Genomic DNA, 20,144 nt, shown 5'->3' with positions numbered 1-20,144 from the left:
TTAATAGCCGATATGATGGCCGTTTATTTTTGGAGAGCTCATGAAATGAAGTGCCGCTTGGCCGGCGTAGGTCCAATGCGTTTCACCCATTTGGGGATGCATCGGAAATAAATCACCCTGTACAAGCACTAGATCTCCGCCCCAATCGTCTGAATACAACCCGTCGAATTCAACCCATTGACCGGTTTTAAACCGACGCTTCGTTTTTTGCAGCCGCTGCTCCTTCATTGTCGACATCCCCTCTCGACTAGCTAACTTGGTATATTACATTCCAAGTATAGGCAAAAGGTTACTCCGATATCCGTTCCGCAACAGCAAAAGCTGAAGCAAGCTTTCGTTCATGTGTAATCGTAACATGAATTCGAACAGCCTCTCTGCTAAAGCCTAGGCGATTCCAAGCTGCCACCGTTAAGCTACACTCGGGTTTGCCGCAGCTTCCTCGCAAAATTTCGATGTCTGTGAATCCTAATATATTCCCTATTCCACAGCCAAAAGCTTTCACAACCGCTTCCTTCGCAGCGAAACGTCCAGCCGTGAACTGATAAAGCCGCTCCCCTGTATACTCCGAAGCCAGCTCTCGCTCGCCCGCAGACAGCACCCGCTCCAAAAACCTTCTGCCTGTGCGGCCATCCACTATTTTCGCGATTCTTGTAATATCTGATAAATCATGTCCGATGCCGATGATCATGCTAACACCCGCCTTTTCCCTGATGGTGAGATTAGCAGAAGCATGAAGCGAAGTCAAGCATGGACATGCCTTTCCCTCTTCATTTTGCCGTAACAACTATTCCGTTAACGAGTCGCCTATCGCTCGCTCATAATGAAAGTTGTTTCCTTTTTCGTCTTTTACATCAACCGTAATTAACCCTTTTTTCTGATCATCGATAAACTCACCTGATGAACGATACGTATATTTCGTAAAGCCTGGAAATTCAAACATCTCTTCCCCCATCGGCTGTAATTCCAACGGAATCACAATTTTGTTTCCTTGCTCGGTTTCCTTTTCCGCTTCCGCTTGATTCGAGTCTATCTTAACAGCTACTTCCGCGGATAAAGGCGTTCCCTGATCTTCAGGAAGCCACAAATCAAGGCGTACAGCCTGATCCCCAGTCTGAACATTCTCCGAAATACGCAAACTCATATGTGCCTGCTCACCCATCACATGCCAATAGATCGGTTCAGCCAGCTTCGACTCCACGCGTGCTTCCGGCGGAGAAGTTGTCGACAACCAGCCTGCCAGCACGAATAGAGCAACAGCAAGCAGCATCTCAATTCGGATGCCAACCAGCAGCCCTCTTGCGGCGCTCGCTTTCGCGATTTGCGGCATGAATACAAGCTTATGAAGTGCTGCAATGACGACGACAAGCAGCATGAGAATGGTTTTGGCGAGGATTAGCTTGCCATACGCTGTAGTGAACAATTGTCCCCATTCTGAGAGCCTAGCAGCCGAAAGCCATATTCCGCTAATCAAAATAACGATCATGCTTGGCAGCGCCCACTTTGCGAAACGCACAGCCGCTTGGTTCAAGCGCTCCACGGCATTTCTATGGAAAGTTAATGATAGCAAACCCGCAAGGCCACCAAACCATATTGCGGCAGCAGACATATGGATTGTATGGGTCACTATTCCAAATACGACATCGGTTAAAGCAGCATTCGCATGGCCTGTGAGCGGGAAGCTCACTATCAATGCCGCTGCAGCTATCCATTTAATCATATTCGCCCATCGTCTCTCCCGAATAGGGGCAAATGCGAGAAGAAGTGCGATTAAAGCAAGCCCAACTCTTAACGTCGCTATCTTTCCAATCATTGTTCCATTAGCTAGTGCATAGATGGATACACCGCCGAATTGGTCTGCAAGCATCGACAAGCGAAGCAAGCCGGAAACCAGCCAAATAAGCGCTGCGGCTCCCATCACTAGTCTCTCGGCTCGGACGGAGAAACCAAAGGGTGCCTTTGATTCTTCATCTCTCCAGATGACATATCGGAAAAACAATATTCCAGCGAGAATAACAGCCGTCAAAATATCGAGTATGCGCATCAGCACCATGAAGCCTTGGCCACCCGCATGATCGTGCTCGGCCTCTCCTGCGCTGCTGTCGCCGCTGTGATTGCTATGGCTGCTGTGATCAGTAGCCGTATCCTGTTCGATCTGCGGAGCAGCATTATCATCTTCCACAGCATCCGCATCAACATCTTTTGTATTTGTATTTGTATTTATATCCGGCTCTGCTGTCTCCACCTCTTCACTGCTTGAAATCGTGGGAGACGGGGGAGCGGCCGTCCCTTCACTGACTTCTATAGACTCAGCAGTCGGAGTGGGCGATGCAGATGGCGTAGGCGTTATATCCGGCTTCTTTGTAGGCTTAGGTTTAATTGTGGGCTCTGGACTCTTTGTAATTACTGGCTTGTCAGTCGCTTTTGCTTCATTTCCAGAGCTGTTCCCTGTATTACCAGCAGAAGCACCATCCAGTGAAACCGTATCATCCGGTTTCACAGCCTCAAGCTTCACGCCTACCGCAAATTTAAAGGAACCGTCTGTTATATGAGAATCAAGCGATAACACCTGCCAGCTTACTTCATAAATGCCCTTATCCAGCTTAGGAATGGTATAAACAAGCGTAAGATCATCATCACTGCTTAACTTGCCAGTTATGTCAGTGCCGCTACTGCTTTTTAGTGAAATATTACTTAGCTTCGTATCGATTTTCTCTGTAAATTTTATTCGAATGGCAGGCGGAGCTTCCGCCAGCTCCGCATCCCCATAAGGTGTCGATTGCGCAATATAGGCATGCGCCGAGACGAAGCTCGGCAGGCATGCCCATATTATTACTATTGCAAATATCAATCTTATTTTTTTCATCTGCAATCCTTATTTCGTGTAAATGGCGACAGCTGCTTGATTACCGCCTACGGCAGGGAAGTATTCAACAGAAGCACCAGCTTCCTCAGCTGCGGAACGAAGGGTTACTGCACCTGTGCCTTTATATGCTGCGTCTACGTATTGCTTAATGAACGCTGCATCTACTTTTGTCGTACCATTTGAAACGGTCAAACTGCTTACAGCTACTATGTTTCCGTTTACGTAAATATGTGGTTTAGCAGACACGGCGCTGCCTGGGAGCTTCACTGATTTATTTTGAACCGTGAAAGTCATTGTAGCTTCGTAATTTGTTGCGCTGTATTCGCCTTCCTTAGCTTCCGTAGTGCTTGGCTTCGCGCGTACTAAGTAATAATCGGCAGCACCCGTCGTAAATGAAACCACGCCCTTATCATCGGTCTTCAGCTCCACTGCTTCAGAATTGCTGCGACGAATAATATCAACGGCTGTATTAGTAAGTTGTTTGCCCTTTAGAAGCAGCTCAATCGACACTTTTTCACCCGGTGTAACTGCAGCAGGATTGAACAAAGGGATGAGCTCCGCTCTATCCGGGCTTACTTCCTTAGAGAAACCTGTAAGTGCTTTAACCCGATCAATAACAGGAATATCGCTAATCGCTACGAATGATTTGGCACTGCGCAGCGTACGAGTAGCAGCGTCTGCACCTTTGTACACGCTGTCTGCTTCGGTTGATATAATATACGCGCCTGGAACATTTGATTTAAAAGACGCAACAAAGTAATTATTTAGCGCTGGCGTTGTTTCCGTAGCCGGCTCTCCAGTGTAGAAACGAGTGCCTGTAATATCTGACTTCTGCCCTGCCGGCGTAGTCACATATACTTTTGAAGTGCTGCCCCACTGCCCTTCCAACCGATAACTCTTGTGATCGTTGGAGTGGTTTCCATACATAAGCTCAACATAGGAAACTTGACCAGGCGCTACGATTGGTGCACTCGTCTGAGACCAACCGTCATGCGCGAATACTGGAGCCGCCGCTCCTAGTGTCAACATAGCTACCAGTGCGACACCTGCGATTTTTTTCTTAAGCTTCATAAAAATACCCCCATCGATTTGGATTCACTGTCCAAATTGTATCAATGGGGGAACTGTATCACATGACTCGTTAGAGCTATATAGTGGTGAACGATATGTGAATCATGACTATGCAATTATGGAAAGTGAAGCTTGCCTTCCGTCTGGAACGATACACAACTCGTTTAAGTTCTATATTCACTAAAATCAACTGAAAGGCCATTGATTAATTTCTCACTGCTGCCTTCTCCATCAACATTTAGCTCAAGTACGCTCTTATCATGGCTCACATACTTCACACTAAGCCTTTCCTCAGCAGACCAAGCTGGCCTATTGTTTTTTGCCTGTTCCACAAATGCCTCATAGCTGCTTATGCCATTCTTCAACGCATCGTTATGGCTGATTACTTCGACAATTACGCCGTTTTCTGAGCCTTTGCTTGTCACGATAGAGCGATCCGAACGATGTTCCAGATCATAAGGCTGCATGACATAAACCGCCAAAAACACATTCTCAGTCTGACCAACAAGCATGCCCGGCTCTTGCAGCCAATCCATACATGGCAATAACCCGATAATCGTATTGTCTTTGTCAGAAGGAATCGGATATAAAGCCATTATTGTGTTTTTGTAATAGAGAACTTCCGTAAACTCGGTTTGATGCCGCAAATCTTCAACCGCATTCGCCTCTGCCGGATGGAAGAAGTAAAGTTGATTCACGCCGTTTTGCAGTCCCAATGGCAAAGAAATATCCCAGCGATGCTGCTCATTGTCAAACTCCGAGAATCGCTCCCACATTCCGCCCGCTGCAAAATCCGATGTAATGTAGGCATAGCTGTGAAGCATGCTTGCTCCTTCATCCGTAAGCTTCGTAATCGCCTTTTTCACCTCAGTTGGCTCACTGCGATTAAGCGCCGTACGACGAGCTGCTTCAGGCGCCTCGTAAAATAAAAATCCTGCATACTCCGTCCGCGGCATTTGCTCTGGAAGCTCGAAATCACCGAATTGCACATAATCATGCAGAACGTTGTTATCAAGCGGGATGTCATGCTTCTGACCGCGGCAATGAGCGCCGACAAAGGCGCCTTTCAAATAGAATGCAGCTCGCTCTTTCCAGAGAAAATCAAGCATATCGGCGAGCTCTTGTTTAATGGCTGCGTCCTGTAATTCGTACCAAGCACAAGTGAACGCCTGCACCCAATGCCAGAACCAAGGCAAGCTGTTGTATTCGGACATGCCATACTTGCGAATATGGGCTAATGTAAGCTGAAGATTGCTGCGACCATCCTCCAGCAAATCAGCATCGGCAAACATTTGTCCAAAAATCAGCTTTGCAGCTGTATATTTTGCATCGTGATGACCAAATACATTTTTATGATGGTAGAAGCCGCTTCGATAAATATGGATAAGAGCAGTATCAAATGCTTGGATTAGCTGTTCATTAAAAAACGTCCTATAGCGTCTCGCAAAAAATGCCATCAAGCTCCCCATCAGCTCCACGGGTAGCGTATTTGGCTTGGAGTCCTTCGGAACATCCTCTAGTCTAAGCGGCCAATGTCCATAAGTATCGCTTTCTACATCCTGATCTTGCAGCGCAAGCACCTCTAGAAGCACCGATTCCGCAGTTCGTTTAGCAGCCTCTCTCTCAAACGGCAGTTGTTCTGAGTTATCAACTGCAGCTGCAAGCAAATAGGAAGCATAATAAAAGTTATCGCGTAAATCGTGGTGGAACCATAAACCGCTGCTTAGTAATGGCTGGTTATGGGCTGCAATTGCTATTTTTTGAATAGTCTCTTTTTGCTTAGCTGTGAAGCTCATTATACGAATCTCCTCAATATTACCTTTTTTCTTCTAATCATATATAATTTGAATAATAAGTGATACCTCTTCATTATTTTTTGAGTTCAAAACTACAATCATTTTTTCGAATAAGGAGGACATTTTATGTTCAGAAAAAAAATCCCTCGTTAATCTCGTGGTCCGCCTCGTCTCCTCTCTTTACATGATGAAGCTTATATAAATGGAGAGGATGATGGCAATGTGGCCAAAAATCGTTGATTGGAAAGAGCTGCGCTTTGGCGTGGAAATTGAGTTTGTAGGCGGAAATCCAGAAAGCTTGGAGCTGCTGCCTGGTTGGGTTATTTCTTTGGATGAGCGGCAAATTGATGCACAAGGTATGGAATCAGGCAGTGAGCTAAAGCCGCCTCCGATCTTGTGGGAAGACCGTGAGCAAATTCAGATCATGTTAAGCAGGCTGAGGGAACAAGGAGCAACAGCTAATTGGAGCTGCGGACTCCATGTTCATATTGGTCTCGAACCATGGGGAGAAGATGCTGTCCTCCCGCTTATAGACGCCGCACTGGAATATCAACAAACGATCCAAGCGTTATTGAATACGAGCGAGCACCGACTGCTGTTTTGCCCGCCCGTTACTCCGGACATGCGTGAGAGCTATATTGCAAATCCAAGCGATGAAGCCGTTCTCCATGAAGGACGTCCGCAATCTCATCGTTGTGGAATAAACACAGCGGCTTGGTTTGATATAGGCACGGTGGAAATTCGTTATGCAAATGGCTCAGTGAATGATGAAGAAATTCTCCGTACCATTGAGCTGTGCTTGCGATTCGTAGCAGCGATAGGTGCCGGCCGTAAGCTTTCAACCGATCCCCTAAAAATGGCTCTTGAGCTTGAAGCACCTATTGATGGTTATCCTTCTGATTTACCACCGCCACAATGGTATCAAGAAAGGTGCTGGCTGGAGGAAGCTCTCATTCCCATCTTGACGCCGCTGGCGGCAGAACTTGTACCGGGTGGAGAAATTCATCATATCGTACCTGTTCAAGATGGTATTATGGTTGCTATTGAGAAATCTGGAGAACACCTATTTAAATTTGTGCTAAAGCCTGCTGCCCAGAGCTGGACAGTTGTACGTCAAGTTGAATCATAAATCAAAAACCCTTCCGCCGCGTTTCGGTGGAAGGGTCTTCTTATTTTTTTAAAATAAAATATCGATCAACAATTATGGCAAACATAATGCCTACGCTGTACCTGATCAAATCCACGGTCAAAAAACCGCTCCCGAGCACTAAAGCTCCAATAAACGTCCTGCGAATCTCATTAATCCAATCCGCCTGGTAGAGCTGACTAAACTCGATGCCAAAACAAAAGATGAGGCTAGCGCCAGCAGCCCAAAACAAGTTTTTGTGCACCCCTATGGTACGGAAGCCATAATAAATCATGCATGCCCAAAGCGCATCGCCAAAATGCTCTGCAACAAACCCAGGCAGCGAATCTGCAAAGCTCCTTGAACTGTAGCCAAGCACCATCGTTATAACAACCGCAATCGCGTATCGTATTCTCGGTTTCATTTGATAATCACCTGCTTAAACGGTTTTGCAGATCGATTTGGATTTGGCTGTGGATCTTGTCCCAGTCCAAGCTGCTTTTATTAAACAGCATTTTATCGATCGGCAACTCGTTTAGTATCGCTAATTCATAGGCCTTTCGCAGCTCAAGCACCTCGAGAAGACCTTGAGTTCCATTAAGCCCTCTACTTTTGCCGTAGCCCTGCTCCGTGTAATACCAAGTAATAAAGTTTAGCCATTCTGTTGGCCGTTCAGCAATTATTGCAGGAAATGCATGTTTAAAGCCATCCTGATACAAATAGAGCAATACCGGATTTAGCTGCTTAATCAAGCGATTCAGTTCATGAATGTAGGTCGATATTTCAACCTCGGAACAATTGTCTCGTACAAGCATGACGGTTAAAGGATTTTGCAAAAAACAGCATTCCAATATGTATACTTCATCCACGTTAATAGCCTGTCTCGAAAAATCGCTCCACTTTTCAATAATGAGCTGCTGATGCCTCTCCAAAGGGAGGTTATATACATCATAATCCCCGAAATATTCACTATTAATCGAATCTGTTTCCTTTAGCACCTTCCCGTAATATACGATATATCCGTCCGCCTTAGCCTCGGAATACTTAATGATTAACTGCTGTTGTTCCGTATATTTTTGCAGCATTTGCTTATATTGTTCTTCTGTAAAATAAGCCGCGGAATCATAATCGGCCGGGTGCTCCAAATCCCCCTCCAAAAACAAGCGATTGGCAATATTCTGTTCATCTAATAGCTGCTTCACAAAACGTGCCGTACTCGTTTTCCCTGATCCGGGCAATCCTTCAACAAGGATTAACTTCGTATTATTCATGGCATTCAGCTCCTTTCACAACTACTATATTCTATCTTCCAGCCGTTTCTCCTCCATCATTGGCGTCCGCTTAGCTAATCAAATGCTGCTCCACTGCAACAAAAAAAGACTGTCCCCTGCCGAATTCTCGGTCCAAGGGACAGTCTTTTTACTGCTCGAAGCTTAAAGCAGCCCATTAAATACCCGGAATCGGGGAGCGCTTATGCTCGGTTTTCAAATATTGCTTTTCAAGCTTCTCGCGAGCCTCGTCGCTAATGGACTTGCCTTCGAGATAGTCGCTGTTATCACCATAAGTGATGCCTAGCTCGCCCTCGTCGGTTTGTCCGTCCCATAGGCCTGCCGTTGGCGCTTTGTCGAGCACGCTTTGCGGTACGCCGATATGGGAGGCCAGCTCACGAACCTGCCGTTTATTAAGCGTACTAAGCGGAGTAACATCAACCGCTCCGTCGCCCCATTTCGTGTAAAAGCCTGTAATCGCTTCAGATGCATGATCTGTACCAACGACTAACAGATTAAGGTCGAATGCAAGCGCGTATTGCATAACCATCCGCGTTCTCGCTTTCACGTTGCCTTTGCCGCCGCGGCTCAAATGACGCGGAATGCCTAACGACTTAAAGCTATGCTCCACTTCAATCGCGATTTCATCCACAGCTTCTTCAATATTCGTCTCCGCGCGGTGCTTTAGCTGGAACGCTTCCGCTACTGCATAACTATCCGCAATATCGGATTGCTCGCCATAAGGCTGAAATACGCCAAGCGTCATATACTCGCGGCCTGTTTCAGCGCTAAGCTCATCTGTTGCCCGCTTGCAAAGACCCGCTGCGACTGCGCTGTCAATTCCGCCGCTAATCGCAATAAGCAAACCCGTTGTTCCCGAGTTCGTTACGTATTCCTTCAAGAAATCAACCCGTTTGCGAATTTCCTGCTCCGGATCGATTTGCGGCTTAACGCCAAGTCTTTGAATAATGGATTGTTGTAAGCTCATAGTTACCTTCCTAATTAGCGGCAAAACCGATCGAAAGCGTCTGTCAGATCGGCTGCAATGTCCGATGCGGAACGATTTTCGATCTGGTGGCGCTCGATAAAGTGTACTAGCTCTCCATCCTTCAACAAAGCGATTGAAGGGGAAGATGGCGGATATGGAGCGAAAAACTCACGAGCTTTTGCTGTTGCTTCTTTATCTTGTCCTGCAAATACAGTGTATAAATGATCAGGAGTAATATCGTGTTGAAGCGCATCAGCCACGCCTGGACGACATTGGCCTGCTGCACATCCGCAAACGGAATTGATAACAACAAGCGCCGTACCTTTTGCATTTGGCAATTTTTCTTCTACTTCTTCAGGTGTGCGAAGCTCCTGAATACCAATTCGAGTAAGATCGTCTCTCATAGGCTGCACCATATCTAACATGTATCGTTCGAATGACATCGACATCGAAACACACTCCTTTAATTACTTTATTTTAGCTACTATTATACCTTCCGTAGTCAAAATAAAGCAACCGGAGCGCTCGCACTCCGGCTGTTCTTTTTCAGCTTAAACAGGAGCGTCTTTCGGCTTGTCCAAACCAAATGCCGCATTTTTGTCAGGATGAGTAAATATGCCTCCTTGCGGCTGAAGGCCCTCCTCAAAAATATCCCGATTTTCAGCGGTTAGAAAACCTACATCCTTAAAAGGATGCACCCATTCATCGCCAGCCATCACAGCTGGATCTGTTTCCTCGCTCCACTGCGACAATGGTGAATCCGGAGACTCATATTCATGATCGCCTATAACGATGCCGTGTGAGTTCACAAACGGCGCACGGCTTCCTCGCCCTTCGCGAAACTGAGGCAGAAATTCGATTTCAAAAGGATCTAATGCGGGATCATCTTTAAGTATTTCATCTTCATTCTTGTGCTCATGATCTGGCATATGAACACCTCCGCGCTAAATTGAAGGACGATTAGGTCCATCAAGCTTTTTGTCAAAACCAGCGGATTCGGGTGATTTGCTGTCAGCAGCCGTATTATTCTTTGCCTGCTTCGCTTGCTCAGCCGAACGATCTTTTTCCTCATTATGCTGCGTCATTGTGAGCGCTCCTCTCGTCATAAAATGTAACCGCAATTGCCGGTTATCTTTCAGAGGTAGTATGCTCAGCTGGCGCTTTCCTTATAAATCCTGAGATAAACGAACCATATCAACAACCTGTATTCCGTTCTCATAAATCGCTTCCGGATAATGTCTAATAAAGAAGTCTCGGTCAATACTCGTCATTCGAAAGCCGCATTTCTGATACAATGCAAGCTGGCTGACCCCTGAATTGCCCGTTCCAATTTCAATCGTTTTGTAGCCTAGAAGCTTTGCATATGAAATCGCATAAAGTACCATTTGCTTTCCAAGCCCTTGGCCTTGCTTTGACTCCGCTACTGCTACATTTACGATCTCGATCGTCTCGGGCCTTGTTGGCAGCAGTACAAGTACTGCAATAATTTCATTGCTTATAACACCTACAAAAACTTCCCCGCGTTTTATGTATTCTTCTACGAGCTTAATCGAAGGATCTGCTAACAAGAGCAGTTCCATTGGGGGTTGTTCGTTTGCTAACAACTTACGCATTTCCATTTCCACTCTAATTTGCTCCTTCATTCAACTCGCGCGTTCCTCCGGCACTGTGAAAGTAACGATAAACGCTGTACCTTCACCTTCCTTCGACTCAACGTCAATCCGGCCATTATGGCGCTCAGCGATGCTTAGGCATAACGGCAGGCCAAGCCCTGTTCCTTGCGTCTTCGTCGAGAAAAAAGGCTCGAACAAATGCTGCATTTGCTCTGGAGGTATACCGACACCCTGATCGGCAATCCGCAGCTCAATTTTATTTCCATTATTACGAGTACTAATATGTAATGAGCCCTTATTGCCCATAGCTTCCATTCCGTTACGGGCAATATTAAGAAATAGCTGCTTAATTTCTCTGTCGTTCATCATAATTAAAGGTATATCTTCGCAAAGGCTCACTTCAATAGATTGGCCTCGCAAATTCGCATCCGCACTAAGCAGAGGTATAAGTTCATTAACAACATCATGCAGGGAAGTCAGCTCCATGGCTAGTTCCCTATTTTGAGCAAGCGATAGAAAATCACTAATAATCATATTCGCACGATCCAGCTCATCGATCACAATCTGAAAGTATTCCTCTTGATTTTTTGGACTGCGCTCCTGAATCAATTGGACAAAGCCGCGAATAACCGCCATCGGATTGCGTATTTCATGAGTGATGCTTGCAGCCATTTGACCTATCAGGCTTAATCGTTCCATTCGCCCAACCTCACTCTGAAGTTGACGAAGCTCCGTTACATCCTGAACGATAAGTGAAGCGCCTGCATTTTCAGCATTAACCGATGTACGCATCGAAATCGTCGACAAGAGCAGCATTTTATCGCCGCTAACGTACGGAACGAGTGTGTTCTTCCTGCCGTTTAACGCCTGAGAAAGCAGCTTTATGCAGACATCCCCATGTCCGTCCTGAAAAATAAGCGGGAAGGAGGCGCCAAGCAAGTCCTTCACTTCCGAATCCTTTGAAGGCAGGCTGAGAACTGTTTTGGCTATATCATTAAAATGTGTGATTTTCCCTTCTCGATCAACAATGACTACCCCAAATGAAGTCTCATCTATAAATTGCTGAAGCTTCTCCACTTCATTGCTATAATTAACCGACATTCGTTTCACTTCATCATAGAGCTGCTGCTTCTCCTTAACATTTTCGATCATAAAGATAGAGAGCCAAGTTGCCATTAAAGATGCACAAACAGAGATCAACTGCACGTAAATCATCACATTCGACCACCAAATACCATTAAATAACATAATTCCAGTAACGGAAATAATGTAGTATAGGATCAAAATGGACATGATCACTAAGCCCCTGCGTTTTTTCTGTTCTTTGCCTAAAACAGAGGTACGCTGGAAAGATGGAATCGCATACAACATCAGCGGGACAAAACCAATGACAAAAATGATAAAGTTAATGACTTCCAAGCTGCCTTCGAGCATAGATACTCTTACTACAATGTAGATGACGGTTAAGACGGCTAATGTTGGCACGCCTCCATAGAGAGATCCTATTACATAAGGAATGAGACGAAAATCGACTTCATAACCTAATAAATCAGGAGCAGTCACCATACACAATACCATCGACCCACCGCAAAAAAGGCTCATAAAAATAGGTATTCCCTTCCATCTTTGGTCTTTGTCATACCAAAGCTGAAAGGCGAAAACAGGCAATAAGGACACAATGAATTGTAAGAGCAATTCCTTTAACACAGACGTCACGTCCGATCCCCCTACTACGCTCTGAATCTATTCCATATTATGTTTTTTACGTGAAATAGCTTACTATTTGAAACAATCTATTAATCCGATTAAAACATAAAATACATCTATTTACAATTGTTCTTCCAGCCAAGAAACTAGCTCTTGAACAGCCTCTTTCCCTTCCACGTCATTGTGCAACTCGTGATACCCGCCATCCCAGCGTCTAAAATAACATTGGTCTCCGATTCGCTCAGCAACAAGCGCGCTTGCTTCAAAGGATGTTACGCGATCAGAAGTGCCATGCATAAGCAGCAGTGGAACCTGCAGACTGGATGCATGAGCGATCGCCCACTCGCCGGCAGCGGTAATCTCCATATACGTTTGGAGAGTAATTTTGGTATGACATAACGGATCTTCCACGATAGGCGCAGCAAGGTCATAGCCAGGACGAAATAAATCGGCAGGATTTAAGCCTGTAGATTGGTGCATCTTCGGGACAACCGCTGCCAATTTGCGTCCAAACCACTCCACAGCTGGATGCGGTTTGAATGCTAGCCGAAGCCAAGGGCTTGTCAGTATGAGTCCACGAATTGGAGGCTGAAGTCGCAGCGCACAATTAAGCGCCACATTGCCGCCCATACTGTGGCCGTATAAGAATATCGGCGTTCCCGGGTGCCGTTTGCCAGCCTCTTCAATCATAAGCGCTGCATCGCTTACAGCTGCGCCAAGTGAATGCAGATGCCCCCGTTTGCCTGAAGAGCGGCCATGGCCTTGCTGATCCAGCGCTATAAGTACAAAGCCAGCAGCAGTAAGCTGAGCAGCTACATGTCCATAACGATCGCCATGCTCCCCCATCCCGTGTACGAGACAGACGACAGCTTTTGTCGCTCTCGTTTCTGACGTCCATTCCCGCAAAAATATTTGCGACCCCTTAGCGCCAGTTATGACCCATTCATCTCGCAGCATTCAAACGCCGCCTTTCTTTTGTGGTATTATAATACTACTAATAATATAGCAGGTGGAAAGCGATGCAATATGATGCAATTGTAATTGGTGGAGGCTCCGCAGGACTAATGGCGGGTATTGCTGCAAGCAAGGAAGGCGCTAAAGTGCTTCTCCTAGACAAAGGCGATAAATTAGGACGCAAACTCGGCATATCCGGCGGCGGCCGATGCAATGTAACGAATAATAAAGAACTGGATGAGCTGATCAAGCATATTCCCGGTAATGGGCGTTTTCTTCACAGTACCTTCTCCAATTTCAATAACAAGGATATTATCGCCTTTTTTGAGAACCTTGGCATTGCTTTAAAGGAAGAGGATAACGGGCGCATGTTCCCCGTATCAGATAGAGCTAAAACGGTCGTAGATACGCTTGTTAACCAGGTACGCAAACAAGGTGTCAAAATCATACTGAACGCTCCTGTCGATCATATCATGTATGACAATGGAAGGGTCACAGGCGTGCGTACAAAAGCTGGTGAAACATTCCGTGCCCGCAGTGTCATTGTAGCTTCCGGCGGCAAGTCCGTGCCCCAAACCGGCTCAACCGGCGACGGTTATGCATGGGCAGAAAAAGCCGGGCATACGATAACTGAGCTTTTTCCAACTGAGGTTCCGCTTACATCAAATGAGCCCTTCATTGTAAGCAAGGAGCTGCAAGGGCTATCTCTGAGAGACGTTGCACTGTCGGTTTGGAACCCGAAAGGGAAGCAGATTATTGAGCATCAAGGCGATATGCTATTTACGCATTTCGGTATTTCCGGACCGATTGTGCTAAGATGCAGTCAATTTGTAGTGAAAGCTCTTAAGCAATTTAAGACGGGCAATATTGAGGTTGCGATTGACTTAGTGCCTGATAAAAGCAAAGACGAGGTCTATAAGGAAACTCTAAGACTTTCCGAGCTTGAACCGAAAAAAACGATTAAAAATGTCCTTAAAGGTTATTTGCCGGAAAAAATGATACCAATCTTGCTTCAAAAGGCAGGTTTGCCGGATAGCCTTACTTATGACAATATTCCAAAACAGGACTGGATAGCCCTTTCGCTGCTGATCAAACATTTTCCGATTAGAGTGTATGGCTCCTTATCCATTGAAGATGCTTTCGTAACCGGCGGTGGCATTCAGTTAAAGGAAATCGATCCAAAGACGATGCAATCCAAGCTCATGAGCGGTTTGTTTTTTTGCGGAGAAATATTGGATATTCATGGCTACACCGGAGGCTACAACATTACTGCGGCTTTCTCCACAGGCTATACGGCAGGACTTCATGCTGTCATTCAGTAAGGATATAAAAAGGCTGTCAAACGTCGTTAAACGTTGAGACAGCCTTTTTTTATTGCAATTATGTACGTGAAGTACGGCTAAATTCGAACATCTCCTGAAAAATGATCATACGTCCCGGGATCAGGAAGAAATTCCTCGGAATAATCCGCAGCTTCATCCCGATTGTGCAGCTCCTCAGCATCATTGCCTTGTCCATCGGTTGCAGCCCAGTCCTCATTCACAAGATGTGCCGGAATTGCAATCGCATCAAGCGAGTATGCAGTGCCGGTAACTGCGTCCGCATCGATACTTGCTTGTTCGACGAGCTGACCGCCATGTGATTGTGCAATTTCGAGTGCTGAAGTGAGATCGCTTCCTTCTAAATGAACATGCATGCTGCTTCCTTCATGAAGAACCGTCTCATATCCGAGCTCCCTCAGCGTCTCGCAAGCAAGAGCCGCACTTTGAGCATCGTTAAAATCAAACAATAAGGCTGAGTTCGTAGACAATAGCGATCATCCTTTCTAACGTTTTGTTTAACATGCCCTATTCATACAAAATCATGTAAAAAAAGAATACGGCAAGGCGTCATGATATATAATTACAAATAACTATTTTATTATGTTATGTTTTGTGACATAATCATTACATAAGTGTGCAGCTAGGCTATTGATAAGGAGGATGTCATCGATGAACCATTTATTTTATTTACTTTCAGATCCTATGCTTATCGTCGAGTGGGACGAATCCCGTTGGTCTATTGTAGACGTCAATCAAGCTTTTGCAGCTTTTTCCGGTTTTAAGAAATCAGATCTTATGCTCCTCGATCCATCTACTATTATATCGACGGATGAGACAACTCTCTCCTTTGATGAGGCCGTACATCAACTTGCTGATGAGCAAGCCCTATCACCGCTACTTGAATGTAAGCTTGTCACGAAGTCATCGACTCCTGCAGATATACGTTTGTCCTGCCGCAAGCTCCAGCTCGAAGACCGCATTGTTTATGTCATCATTTGCAAGGATTTACGGGAAGCCAAATGGATTGACGAATATATTTTGCATCATAAAATAATGGTATCTGCCGTTGTGAATGAGGGCTATAACATTATGAGCTTTAAGCATTATTATGCTCCTGTACAACAGCCCTCCTCTTCCTATTTGAACAAATCCATATTTGAGCTTGTTCCAGACCATGAACGAAGCAAGCTTAAGCGTGTATTAGAATATGCGAAAAACAACCGAACAGCAGAATCCGTGGACTTTCATCTTAAGCTTGGGGATCGATGCTATAATGCTGATGCGGTTGTTCAGCCGTTTTACAATGGCAATCGGACCTTAAAAAACTTTGTTGTCATATTAACCAGCCTTCATATGAATAATCAGGATGAGGACCCCTCCTACAAGCTTCGTATGCTTATGCTCAGTAAAAATATATCCGTCACTTCACTCGCTCAGTCAACGCTTATATCTCTTACGACCATTTCCAAAATTCGCAATGGGAAAATAAAAAAGCCCCAGCGTCTAACGGCAGAATTGATCGCCGGAGAGCTGGGTGTTAGGCCCGAAATGATATGGAGCAGCTATAAACGATAATAGCTGCTCCACGTTTTATTTAAAGCTTGAATTTTTGAGCCACTTCGTTCATTTCCATTGCAATTACACTCAAGCCTTTAGCTGATGATGATATTTCCTCTGCTGACGCATACTGCACTTCCGAGGATGCAGAAACTTCGCCGGCAATTGCGGAGGTTCTAGAGGCAATTCCTGTCATTTGGGAAATGGATGAATTGACCTCCCGTGCACTTGCTGCCAGCTTCTCCGAGGAGGACGCTGCCTCCTGAATTTTTTCAAGCACATCTCTTGAAGCATGTGCGATTTGAATGAATGCATCTCCTGCATCTGTTATGCTCGCCAGTCCTTCTACCGATTCAGCTTCACTCATTCTCATCGCCTTCACGGCAGTTTCTGTATCATTCTGAATTTCATTGATCAAATCCTGAATTTTTACAACAGATTCCGCTGACTGTGTAGAGCGCTTGCGCACTTCTTCCGCTACAACCGCGAAGCCCCTTCCATGCTCTCCCACTCTTACCGCCTCAATCGCAGCAGCAGATTTGTATGCTTTGAAATATTTCCAATCAGCTCAGATATGGTTCCAATATTTCGGGTGTGCGCTGCGAGCTGCTGTACACCGAGAGCCATTTCTTCTGAGGCGCGGCTTAGCATTTCAGCGGAAGCACTGACCATTTCTCCAATTTCATCACGATTTTTCACTTTCGGGACGATAGCGGATAAATTTCCTTGGGCTACCTCTGAAAGGAATTGCGCCGTTTTCTGAATCGGAATGGAGATCGCTCTGCGAACGTACCAGATAAGAAATCCGACAAGTACCGTTGCCGCTGCAAGACCGCTAATGATCTCAATGTTGTTCTGTTTATGTATATCCCCGCTAACGTTTACCGCTCTCTCTGCTCCTTCACGATAGAATGTTAGTTTTAATAAAAGGCATTTTTCTGAATCACTGGTCCAAAAAAAAAAAGAAAGGACCGTCACCCTCAAATCGAGGATAACAGTCCCTTCTATTGTATACGACTAGCCGCGATAAGGCGCTAGCGCCTCATTCAAGCCTTTTGTTTGCTCATAAACCTGCTGGTACACTTTGAAAATGCCTGCATAAGCAGCAACCGCTTCAGGCTGCGGCGAATACGAATCTGCATGCTTAACGAATTTATTCGCACAGGACTCCAAGCTGTCGAACCAGCCTGCACCATATGCAGCAAGCATCGCAGCGCCTAAACCAGGTCCTTGCTCATTCTCTAATGCGACAACCCTTGCATTGAAAATATCAGCCTGCATTTGCAGCCATACTGGGTTTTGCGCGCCGCCGCCGATCGAAATGATCGTATCGACCGTCTTGCCGGCGCTTCTAAACATATCGACTGACTCATTAAGCGAGAAAGTAATGCCTTCCATCACCGCACGAGCAAAATGAATGCGTTCATGTGAGCCGTCAACGCCGATAAAGCTTGCACGAATGAGCGGATCCGCATGTGGGGTGCGTTCGCCAACGAGATATGGCGTGAACACCAATCCGCCAGCTCCCGGCTTCACTGCACCTACACCTTCGAGCAATTGATCAAAGGATTCATTCGGAGCGAATGTTTTCTTAAACCAGCTCAAGCTGTAGCCAGCAGCAAGCGTAACTCCCATTGCATAAAAGGAGTCCTCTTTGCCGTGATTAAAGAAATGCACCTTGCCTGCAAAATCCTTCGTCTTATCATTCTCATAAGAGAGAATAACACCGGAAGTACCAATGCTGCAAAGCGTTAAACCTTCGGATAAAATACCTGAGCCAATCGCCCCGCATGCATTATCCGCTCCACCCGCGAACACCTTCGTCGTGCTTGGCAGCCCTGTGCTGTCAGCATACAGCGGCAGCAGCGTACCTACGAGTCCATGCGACTCAACAAGCGGTGGACAAAATTCGGCCGGGATTCCAAACGCTTCAAGCACTTCTTCGCTCCATGCTTTGCCAGCCACATCAAGAAGAAGCGTTCCCGCCGCATCGGAGTAATCCATATGAAGCTCGCCTGTTAAGCGGTAGCGAAGATAATCCTTCGGCAGAAGGAACAGCTTTGCCTTTGCGAAGGCATCCGGCTCGTTCTCGCGAACCCATAAAATCTTAGGAAGCGTAAAGCCCTCCAAAGCTGGATTGCGAGTAATGCTAAGCAGCTTGTCTCCAAGCGTGCGTTCAATTTCACGGCATTGCGCCGTTGTACGCGTATCATTCCATAAGATAGCGTTGCGAACAGGATTTCCTTCACCGTCCAGCAGTACAAGTCCGTGCATTTGGCCGGAGAAGCTAATCCCTTCAATTGACTGGGCATCGATGCCTGCTGTTGATGTCAATTCACGCAAAGCCTCAACTGTACCTTCTACCCAATCATCTGCCCGCTGCTCGCTCCACCCGGAGTAAGCATGAAACAGCGGGTAGCTGCGGGAGACTTCCCCAGCTACCGTGCCATCACGGTCAACAAGCAGCACTTTAACGGCGCTCGTTCCTAAATCTATACCGATTACATAGCTCATTTGTCAGAGTCCTCCCGACTTAAACGCTGAAAATAACTTCGCTCAAGATAAGGCGGATTCGTTCTTGACGTCCGGACTCATTTTTAATTGGATTGTTTTGAAGCGCATATTGCTCAAGTGAAGCAAGCGTTGCTTTGCCGGAAACGATATCCGCGCCGATGCCTTCTTTAAAGCTGCGGTAACGGTTGTCAACGATGTTGTCGAGAATTTTCTCTTCCGTCAATTTGGCAGCTGCTTTCAAGCCCCAAGCGAAGCTGTCCATACCAGCGATGTGAGCAAGGAACAGATCATCCGTTTCGAATGATGCACGGCGAACCTTCGCATCGAAGTTAACGCCGCCGCGGCCAATGCCGCCAGCTTTCAATACTTCAAACATCGTTAGTGTAGTTGAATATAGATCGGTTGGGAATTCATCTGTATCCCAGCCAAGAAGAAGGTCGCCTTGGTTCGCATCAAGCGATCCAAGCATGCCGTTGATTGCAGCCGTACGAATCTCGTGCTCGAACGTATGGCCTGCAAGCGTAGCATGGTTCGCTTCAAGGTTAAGTTTGAAATGATCCTTCAAGCCGTATTTTTGCAAGAACGAAATCGTTGTTGCTGCGTCATAGTCGTACTGATGTTTAGTTGGCTCTTTTGGTTTCGGCTCGATCAGGAATTGCGCGTCGAAGCCAATTTCCTTCGCGTAAGCGATTGCCATATGATACAAGCGTGCTAGGTTATCAAGCTCAAAGCCCATGTCCGTGTTAAGAAGTGTTTCGTAACCTTCGCGGCCGCCCCAGAAAACATAGTTTTCCGCACCAAGCTCTTTACCCACTTCAAGACCTTTTTTCAGCTGCGCACCAGCATAAGCATAAACGTCAGCATTGCAAGTTGTGCCAGCGCCATGAACAAAGCGCGGATTCGTGAACATATTAACAGTGTTCCAAAGCAGCTTTTTACCGGAGGATTTCATATTGTCCTTCAATAAAGCTACGATAACATCAAGATTTTTGTTCGTTTCTTGCAGCGTTTCGCCTTCAGGTGCAATGTCCACATCGTGGAAAGCAAAGAAAGGAATATTCAATTTAGTCATGAATTCAAAGTTAGCTTCAACACGCGCTTTCGAGCGGTCAAGGCCTGTATATTGATCCCAGCCGCGAACCATAGTAGCTGATCCGAAAGGGTCCGAACCATTCGCATTAAATGTATGCCAGTAAGCAACTGCGAAGCGAAGATGCTCTTCCATCGTTTTGCCCATAATAACTTGGTTTGGATCGTAATGTTTGAATGCAAGCGGATTGTCTGAGCCCTTACCTTCAAATTGGATTGTGTTAATATTTTTAAAATAAGTCATCGTAATCAAAATCCTCCTTCATGGATTAGAAG

22 protein-coding genes are annotated in these 20,144 nt (G+C 45.9%); 3 read left to right on the top strand and 19 right to left on the bottom strand.

Features of this window, described 5'->3' with window-relative positions; genetic code table 11:
• From ACIFSR_RS20945 to ACIFSR_RS20925, 5 genes are all read right to left on the bottom strand, one after another.
• Complete coding sequence (locus tag ACIFSR_RS20945; RefSeq protein WP_076268946.1) at positions 1-228, bottom strand: hypothetical protein; 228 nt, start codon at positions 226-228, stop codon at positions 1-3.
• A gap of 61 nt (positions 229-289) precedes the next feature.
• Positions 290-688, bottom strand: a complete 399-nt coding sequence (gene acpS, locus ACIFSR_RS20940) for a holo-ACP synthase (RefSeq protein ID WP_430059712.1) — start codon at positions 686-688, stop codon at positions 290-292.
• Positions 689-784: 96 nt separating this feature from the next.
• On the bottom strand, positions 785-2,863 hold the full coding sequence (locus tag ACIFSR_RS20935) for a CopD family protein (RefSeq protein ID WP_430059710.1): 2,079 nt from the start codon (positions 2,861-2,863) through the stop codon (positions 785-787).
• Between the two features lie 9 nt (positions 2,864-2,872).
• The gene (locus ACIFSR_RS20930) at positions 2,873-3,934 is read right to left on the bottom strand and encodes a DUF4198 domain-containing protein (RefSeq protein WP_430059709.1); all 1,062 of its coding nucleotides are present in this window, start codon (positions 3,932-3,934) and stop codon (positions 2,873-2,875) included.
• Between the two features lie 164 nt (positions 3,935-4,098).
• Positions 4,099-5,730 carry a hypothetical protein gene (locus ACIFSR_RS20925; RefSeq protein ID WP_430059707.1) on the bottom strand — a complete coding sequence of 544 codons (1,632 nt, stop codon included), beginning with the start codon at positions 5,728-5,730 and terminating at the stop codon, positions 4,099-4,101.
• A gap of 220 nt (positions 5,731-5,950) precedes the next feature.
• Between ACIFSR_RS20925 and ACIFSR_RS20920 the strand changes: the two genes are divergently transcribed.
• On the top strand, positions 5,951-6,859 hold the full coding sequence (locus tag ACIFSR_RS20920) for an amidoligase family protein (protein WP_430059705.1): 909 nt from the start codon (positions 5,951-5,953) through the stop codon (positions 6,857-6,859).
• 40 nt (positions 6,860-6,899) lie between these two features.
• Here the strand turns inward: ACIFSR_RS20920 and ACIFSR_RS20915 are convergent, their stop codons facing one another.
• The 9 genes from ACIFSR_RS20915 to ACIFSR_RS20875 form a co-directional block, all read right to left on the bottom strand.
• Positions 6,900-7,280, bottom strand: a complete 381-nt coding sequence (locus tag ACIFSR_RS20915) for a DUF2809 domain-containing protein (protein ID WP_430059704.1) — start codon at positions 7,278-7,280, stop codon at positions 6,900-6,902.
• A 7-nt stretch (positions 7,281-7,287) separates the two neighbouring features.
• Complete coding sequence (locus ACIFSR_RS20910) at positions 7,288-8,127, bottom strand: hypothetical protein (RefSeq protein WP_430059703.1); 840 nt, start codon at positions 8,125-8,127, stop codon at positions 7,288-7,290.
• 175 nt (positions 8,128-8,302) lie between these two features.
• On the bottom strand, positions 8,303-9,112 hold the full coding sequence (nadE, locus tag ACIFSR_RS20905; protein WP_339204629.1) for an ammonia-dependent NAD(+) synthetase: 810 nt from the start codon (positions 9,110-9,112) through the stop codon (positions 8,303-8,305).
• 14 nt (positions 9,113-9,126) lie between these two features.
• Positions 9,127-9,561 carry a BrxA/BrxB family bacilliredoxin gene (locus ACIFSR_RS20900; RefSeq protein ID WP_076268955.1) on the bottom strand — a complete coding sequence of 145 codons (435 nt, stop codon included), beginning with the start codon at positions 9,559-9,561 and terminating at the stop codon, positions 9,127-9,129.
• Positions 9,562-9,663: 102 nt separating this feature from the next.
• Positions 9,664-10,041: a DUF3905 domain-containing protein gene (locus tag ACIFSR_RS20895; protein WP_430059701.1), complete on the bottom strand. Its 378-nt coding sequence runs from the start codon at positions 10,039-10,041 to the stop codon at positions 9,664-9,666.
• 15 nt (positions 10,042-10,056) lie between these two features.
• On the bottom strand, positions 10,057-10,197 hold the full coding sequence (locus ACIFSR_RS20890) for a hypothetical protein (protein ID WP_339204631.1): 141 nt from the start codon (positions 10,195-10,197) through the stop codon (positions 10,057-10,059).
• An 81-nt stretch (positions 10,198-10,278) separates the two neighbouring features.
• Positions 10,279-10,731 (bottom strand): GNAT family N-acetyltransferase, encoded by a 453-nt coding sequence (locus tag ACIFSR_RS20885; RefSeq protein WP_430060411.1) that lies wholly within the window; start codon positions 10,729-10,731, stop codon positions 10,279-10,281.
• Positions 10,732-10,755: 24 nt separating this feature from the next.
• On the bottom strand, positions 10,756-12,441 hold the full coding sequence (locus ACIFSR_RS20880) for an ATP-binding protein (protein ID WP_430059699.1): 1,686 nt from the start codon (positions 12,439-12,441) through the stop codon (positions 10,756-10,758).
• Between the two features lie 111 nt (positions 12,442-12,552).
• Positions 12,553-13,389, bottom strand: coding sequence for a lysophospholipase (locus ACIFSR_RS20875; protein WP_430059697.1), 837 nt, complete (start codon positions 13,387-13,389; stop codon positions 12,553-12,555).
• Between the two features lie 62 nt (positions 13,390-13,451).
• Here ACIFSR_RS20875 and ACIFSR_RS20870 point away from each other — a divergent pair, with 62 nt between their 5' ends.
• On the top strand, positions 13,452-14,708 hold the full coding sequence (locus ACIFSR_RS20870; protein WP_430059695.1) for an NAD(P)/FAD-dependent oxidoreductase: 1,257 nt from the start codon (positions 13,452-13,454) through the stop codon (positions 14,706-14,708).
• 77 nt (positions 14,709-14,785) lie between these two features.
• Here ACIFSR_RS20870 and ACIFSR_RS20865 read toward each other — a convergent pair whose 3' ends face one another.
• On the bottom strand, positions 14,786-15,196 hold the full coding sequence (locus tag ACIFSR_RS20865) for a hypothetical protein (RefSeq protein ID WP_430059693.1): 411 nt from the start codon (positions 15,194-15,196) through the stop codon (positions 14,786-14,788).
• Positions 15,197-15,377: 181 nt separating this feature from the next.
• On the opposite strand from ACIFSR_RS20865, the gene ACIFSR_RS20860 reads away from it, so the two are divergent.
• Positions 15,378-16,283 (top strand): helix-turn-helix domain-containing protein, encoded by a 906-nt coding sequence (locus tag ACIFSR_RS20860; RefSeq protein ID WP_430059691.1) that lies wholly within the window; start codon positions 15,378-15,380, stop codon positions 16,281-16,283.
• Between the two features lie 19 nt (positions 16,284-16,302).
• Here ACIFSR_RS20860 and ACIFSR_RS20855 read toward each other — a convergent pair whose 3' ends face one another.
• The 4 genes from ACIFSR_RS20855 to xylA are packed head-to-tail and all read right to left on the bottom strand — an operon-like array spanning position 16,303 to position 20,112.
• Positions 16,303-16,776 (bottom strand): methyl-accepting chemotaxis protein, encoded by a 474-nt coding sequence (locus ACIFSR_RS20855; RefSeq protein WP_430059690.1) that lies wholly within the window; start codon positions 16,774-16,776, stop codon positions 16,303-16,305.
• Positions 16,777-16,778: 2 nt separating this feature from the next.
• Positions 16,779-17,243 (bottom strand): hypothetical protein, encoded by a 465-nt coding sequence (locus tag ACIFSR_RS20850; protein ID WP_430059688.1) that lies wholly within the window; start codon positions 17,241-17,243, stop codon positions 16,779-16,781.
• A gap of 39 nt (positions 17,244-17,282) precedes the next feature.
• Positions 17,283-18,779: a xylulokinase gene (gene xylB, locus ACIFSR_RS20845; protein ID WP_430059687.1), complete on the bottom strand. Its 1,497-nt coding sequence runs from the start codon at positions 18,777-18,779 to the stop codon at positions 17,283-17,285.
• A gap of 19 nt (positions 18,780-18,798) precedes the next feature.
• Complete coding sequence (gene xylA / locus ACIFSR_RS20840) at positions 18,799-20,112, bottom strand: xylose isomerase (protein ID WP_076268964.1); 1,314 nt, start codon at positions 20,110-20,112, stop codon at positions 18,799-18,801.
• Between the last annotated feature and the right edge of the window lie 32 nt (positions 20,113-20,144).

Source organism: Paenibacillus sp. NRS-1760, assembly GCF_050467785.1.
Classification (GTDB): Bacteria; Bacillota; Bacilli; order Paenibacillales; family Paenibacillaceae; genus Pristimantibacillus.
This window is presented reverse-complemented; position numbering and strand designations above follow the sequence as displayed.

What these genes read in the sequence shown, in the direction of transcription:
- ACIFSR_RS20945 (WP_076268946.1), bottom strand. Translation starts at nt 228, where the DNA reads ATGAAGGAGCAGCGGCTGCAAAAAACGAAGCGTCGGTTTAAAACCGGT.
- acpS (WP_430059712.1), bottom strand. Translation starts at nt 688, where the DNA reads ATGATCATCGGCATCGGACATGATTTATCAGATATTACAAGAATCGCG.
- ACIFSR_RS20935 (WP_430059710.1), bottom strand. Translation starts at nt 2,863, where the DNA reads ATGAAAAAAATAAGATTGATATTTGCAATAGTAATAATATGGGCATGC.
- ACIFSR_RS20930 (WP_430059709.1), bottom strand. Translation starts at nt 3,934, where the DNA reads ATGAAGCTTAAGAAAAAAATCGCAGGTGTCGCACTGGTAGCTATGTTG.
- ACIFSR_RS20925 (WP_430059707.1), bottom strand. Translation starts at nt 5,730, where the DNA reads ATGAGCTTCACAGCTAAGCAAAAAGAGACTATTCAAAAAATAGCAATT.
- ACIFSR_RS20920 (WP_430059705.1), top strand. Translation starts at nt 5,951, where the DNA reads ATGTGGCCAAAAATCGTTGATTGGAAAGAGCTGCGCTTTGGCGTGGAA.
- ACIFSR_RS20915 (WP_430059704.1), bottom strand. Translation starts at nt 7,280, where the DNA reads ATGAAACCGAGAATACGATACGCGATTGCGGTTGTTATAACGATGGTG.
- ACIFSR_RS20910 (WP_430059703.1), bottom strand. Translation starts at nt 8,127, where the DNA reads ATGAATAATACGAAGTTAATCCTTGTTGAAGGATTGCCCGGATCAGGG.
- nadE (WP_339204629.1), bottom strand. Translation starts at nt 9,112, where the DNA reads ATGAGCTTACAACAATCCATTATTCAAAGACTTGGCGTTAAGCCGCAA.
- ACIFSR_RS20900 (WP_076268955.1), bottom strand. Translation starts at nt 9,561, where the DNA reads ATGTCGATGTCATTCGAACGATACATGTTAGATATGGTGCAGCCTATG.
- ACIFSR_RS20895 (WP_430059701.1), bottom strand. Translation starts at nt 10,041, where the DNA reads ATGCCAGATCATGAGCACAAGAATGAAGATGAAATACTTAAAGATGAT.
- ACIFSR_RS20890 (WP_339204631.1), bottom strand. Translation starts at nt 10,197, where the DNA reads ATGACGCAGCATAATGAGGAAAAAGATCGTTCGGCTGAGCAAGCGAAG.
- ACIFSR_RS20885 (WP_430060411.1), bottom strand. Translation starts at nt 10,731, where the DNA reads ATGGAAATGCGTAAGTTGTTAGCAAACGAACAACCCCCAATGGAACTG.
- ACIFSR_RS20875 (WP_430059697.1), bottom strand. Translation starts at nt 13,389, where the DNA reads ATGCTGCGAGATGAATGGGTCATAACTGGCGCTAAGGGGTCGCAAATA.
- ACIFSR_RS20870 (WP_430059695.1), top strand. Translation starts at nt 13,452, where the DNA reads ATGCAATATGATGCAATTGTAATTGGTGGAGGCTCCGCAGGACTAATG.
- ACIFSR_RS20860 (WP_430059691.1), top strand. Translation starts at nt 15,378, where the DNA reads ATGAACCATTTATTTTATTTACTTTCAGATCCTATGCTTATCGTCGAG.
- xylB (WP_430059687.1), bottom strand. Translation starts at nt 18,779, where the DNA reads ATGAGCTATGTAATCGGTATAGATTTAGGAACGAGCGCCGTTAAAGTG.
- xylA (WP_076268964.1), bottom strand. Translation starts at nt 20,112, where the DNA reads ATGACTTATTTTAAAAATATTAACACAATCCAATTTGAAGGTAAGGGC.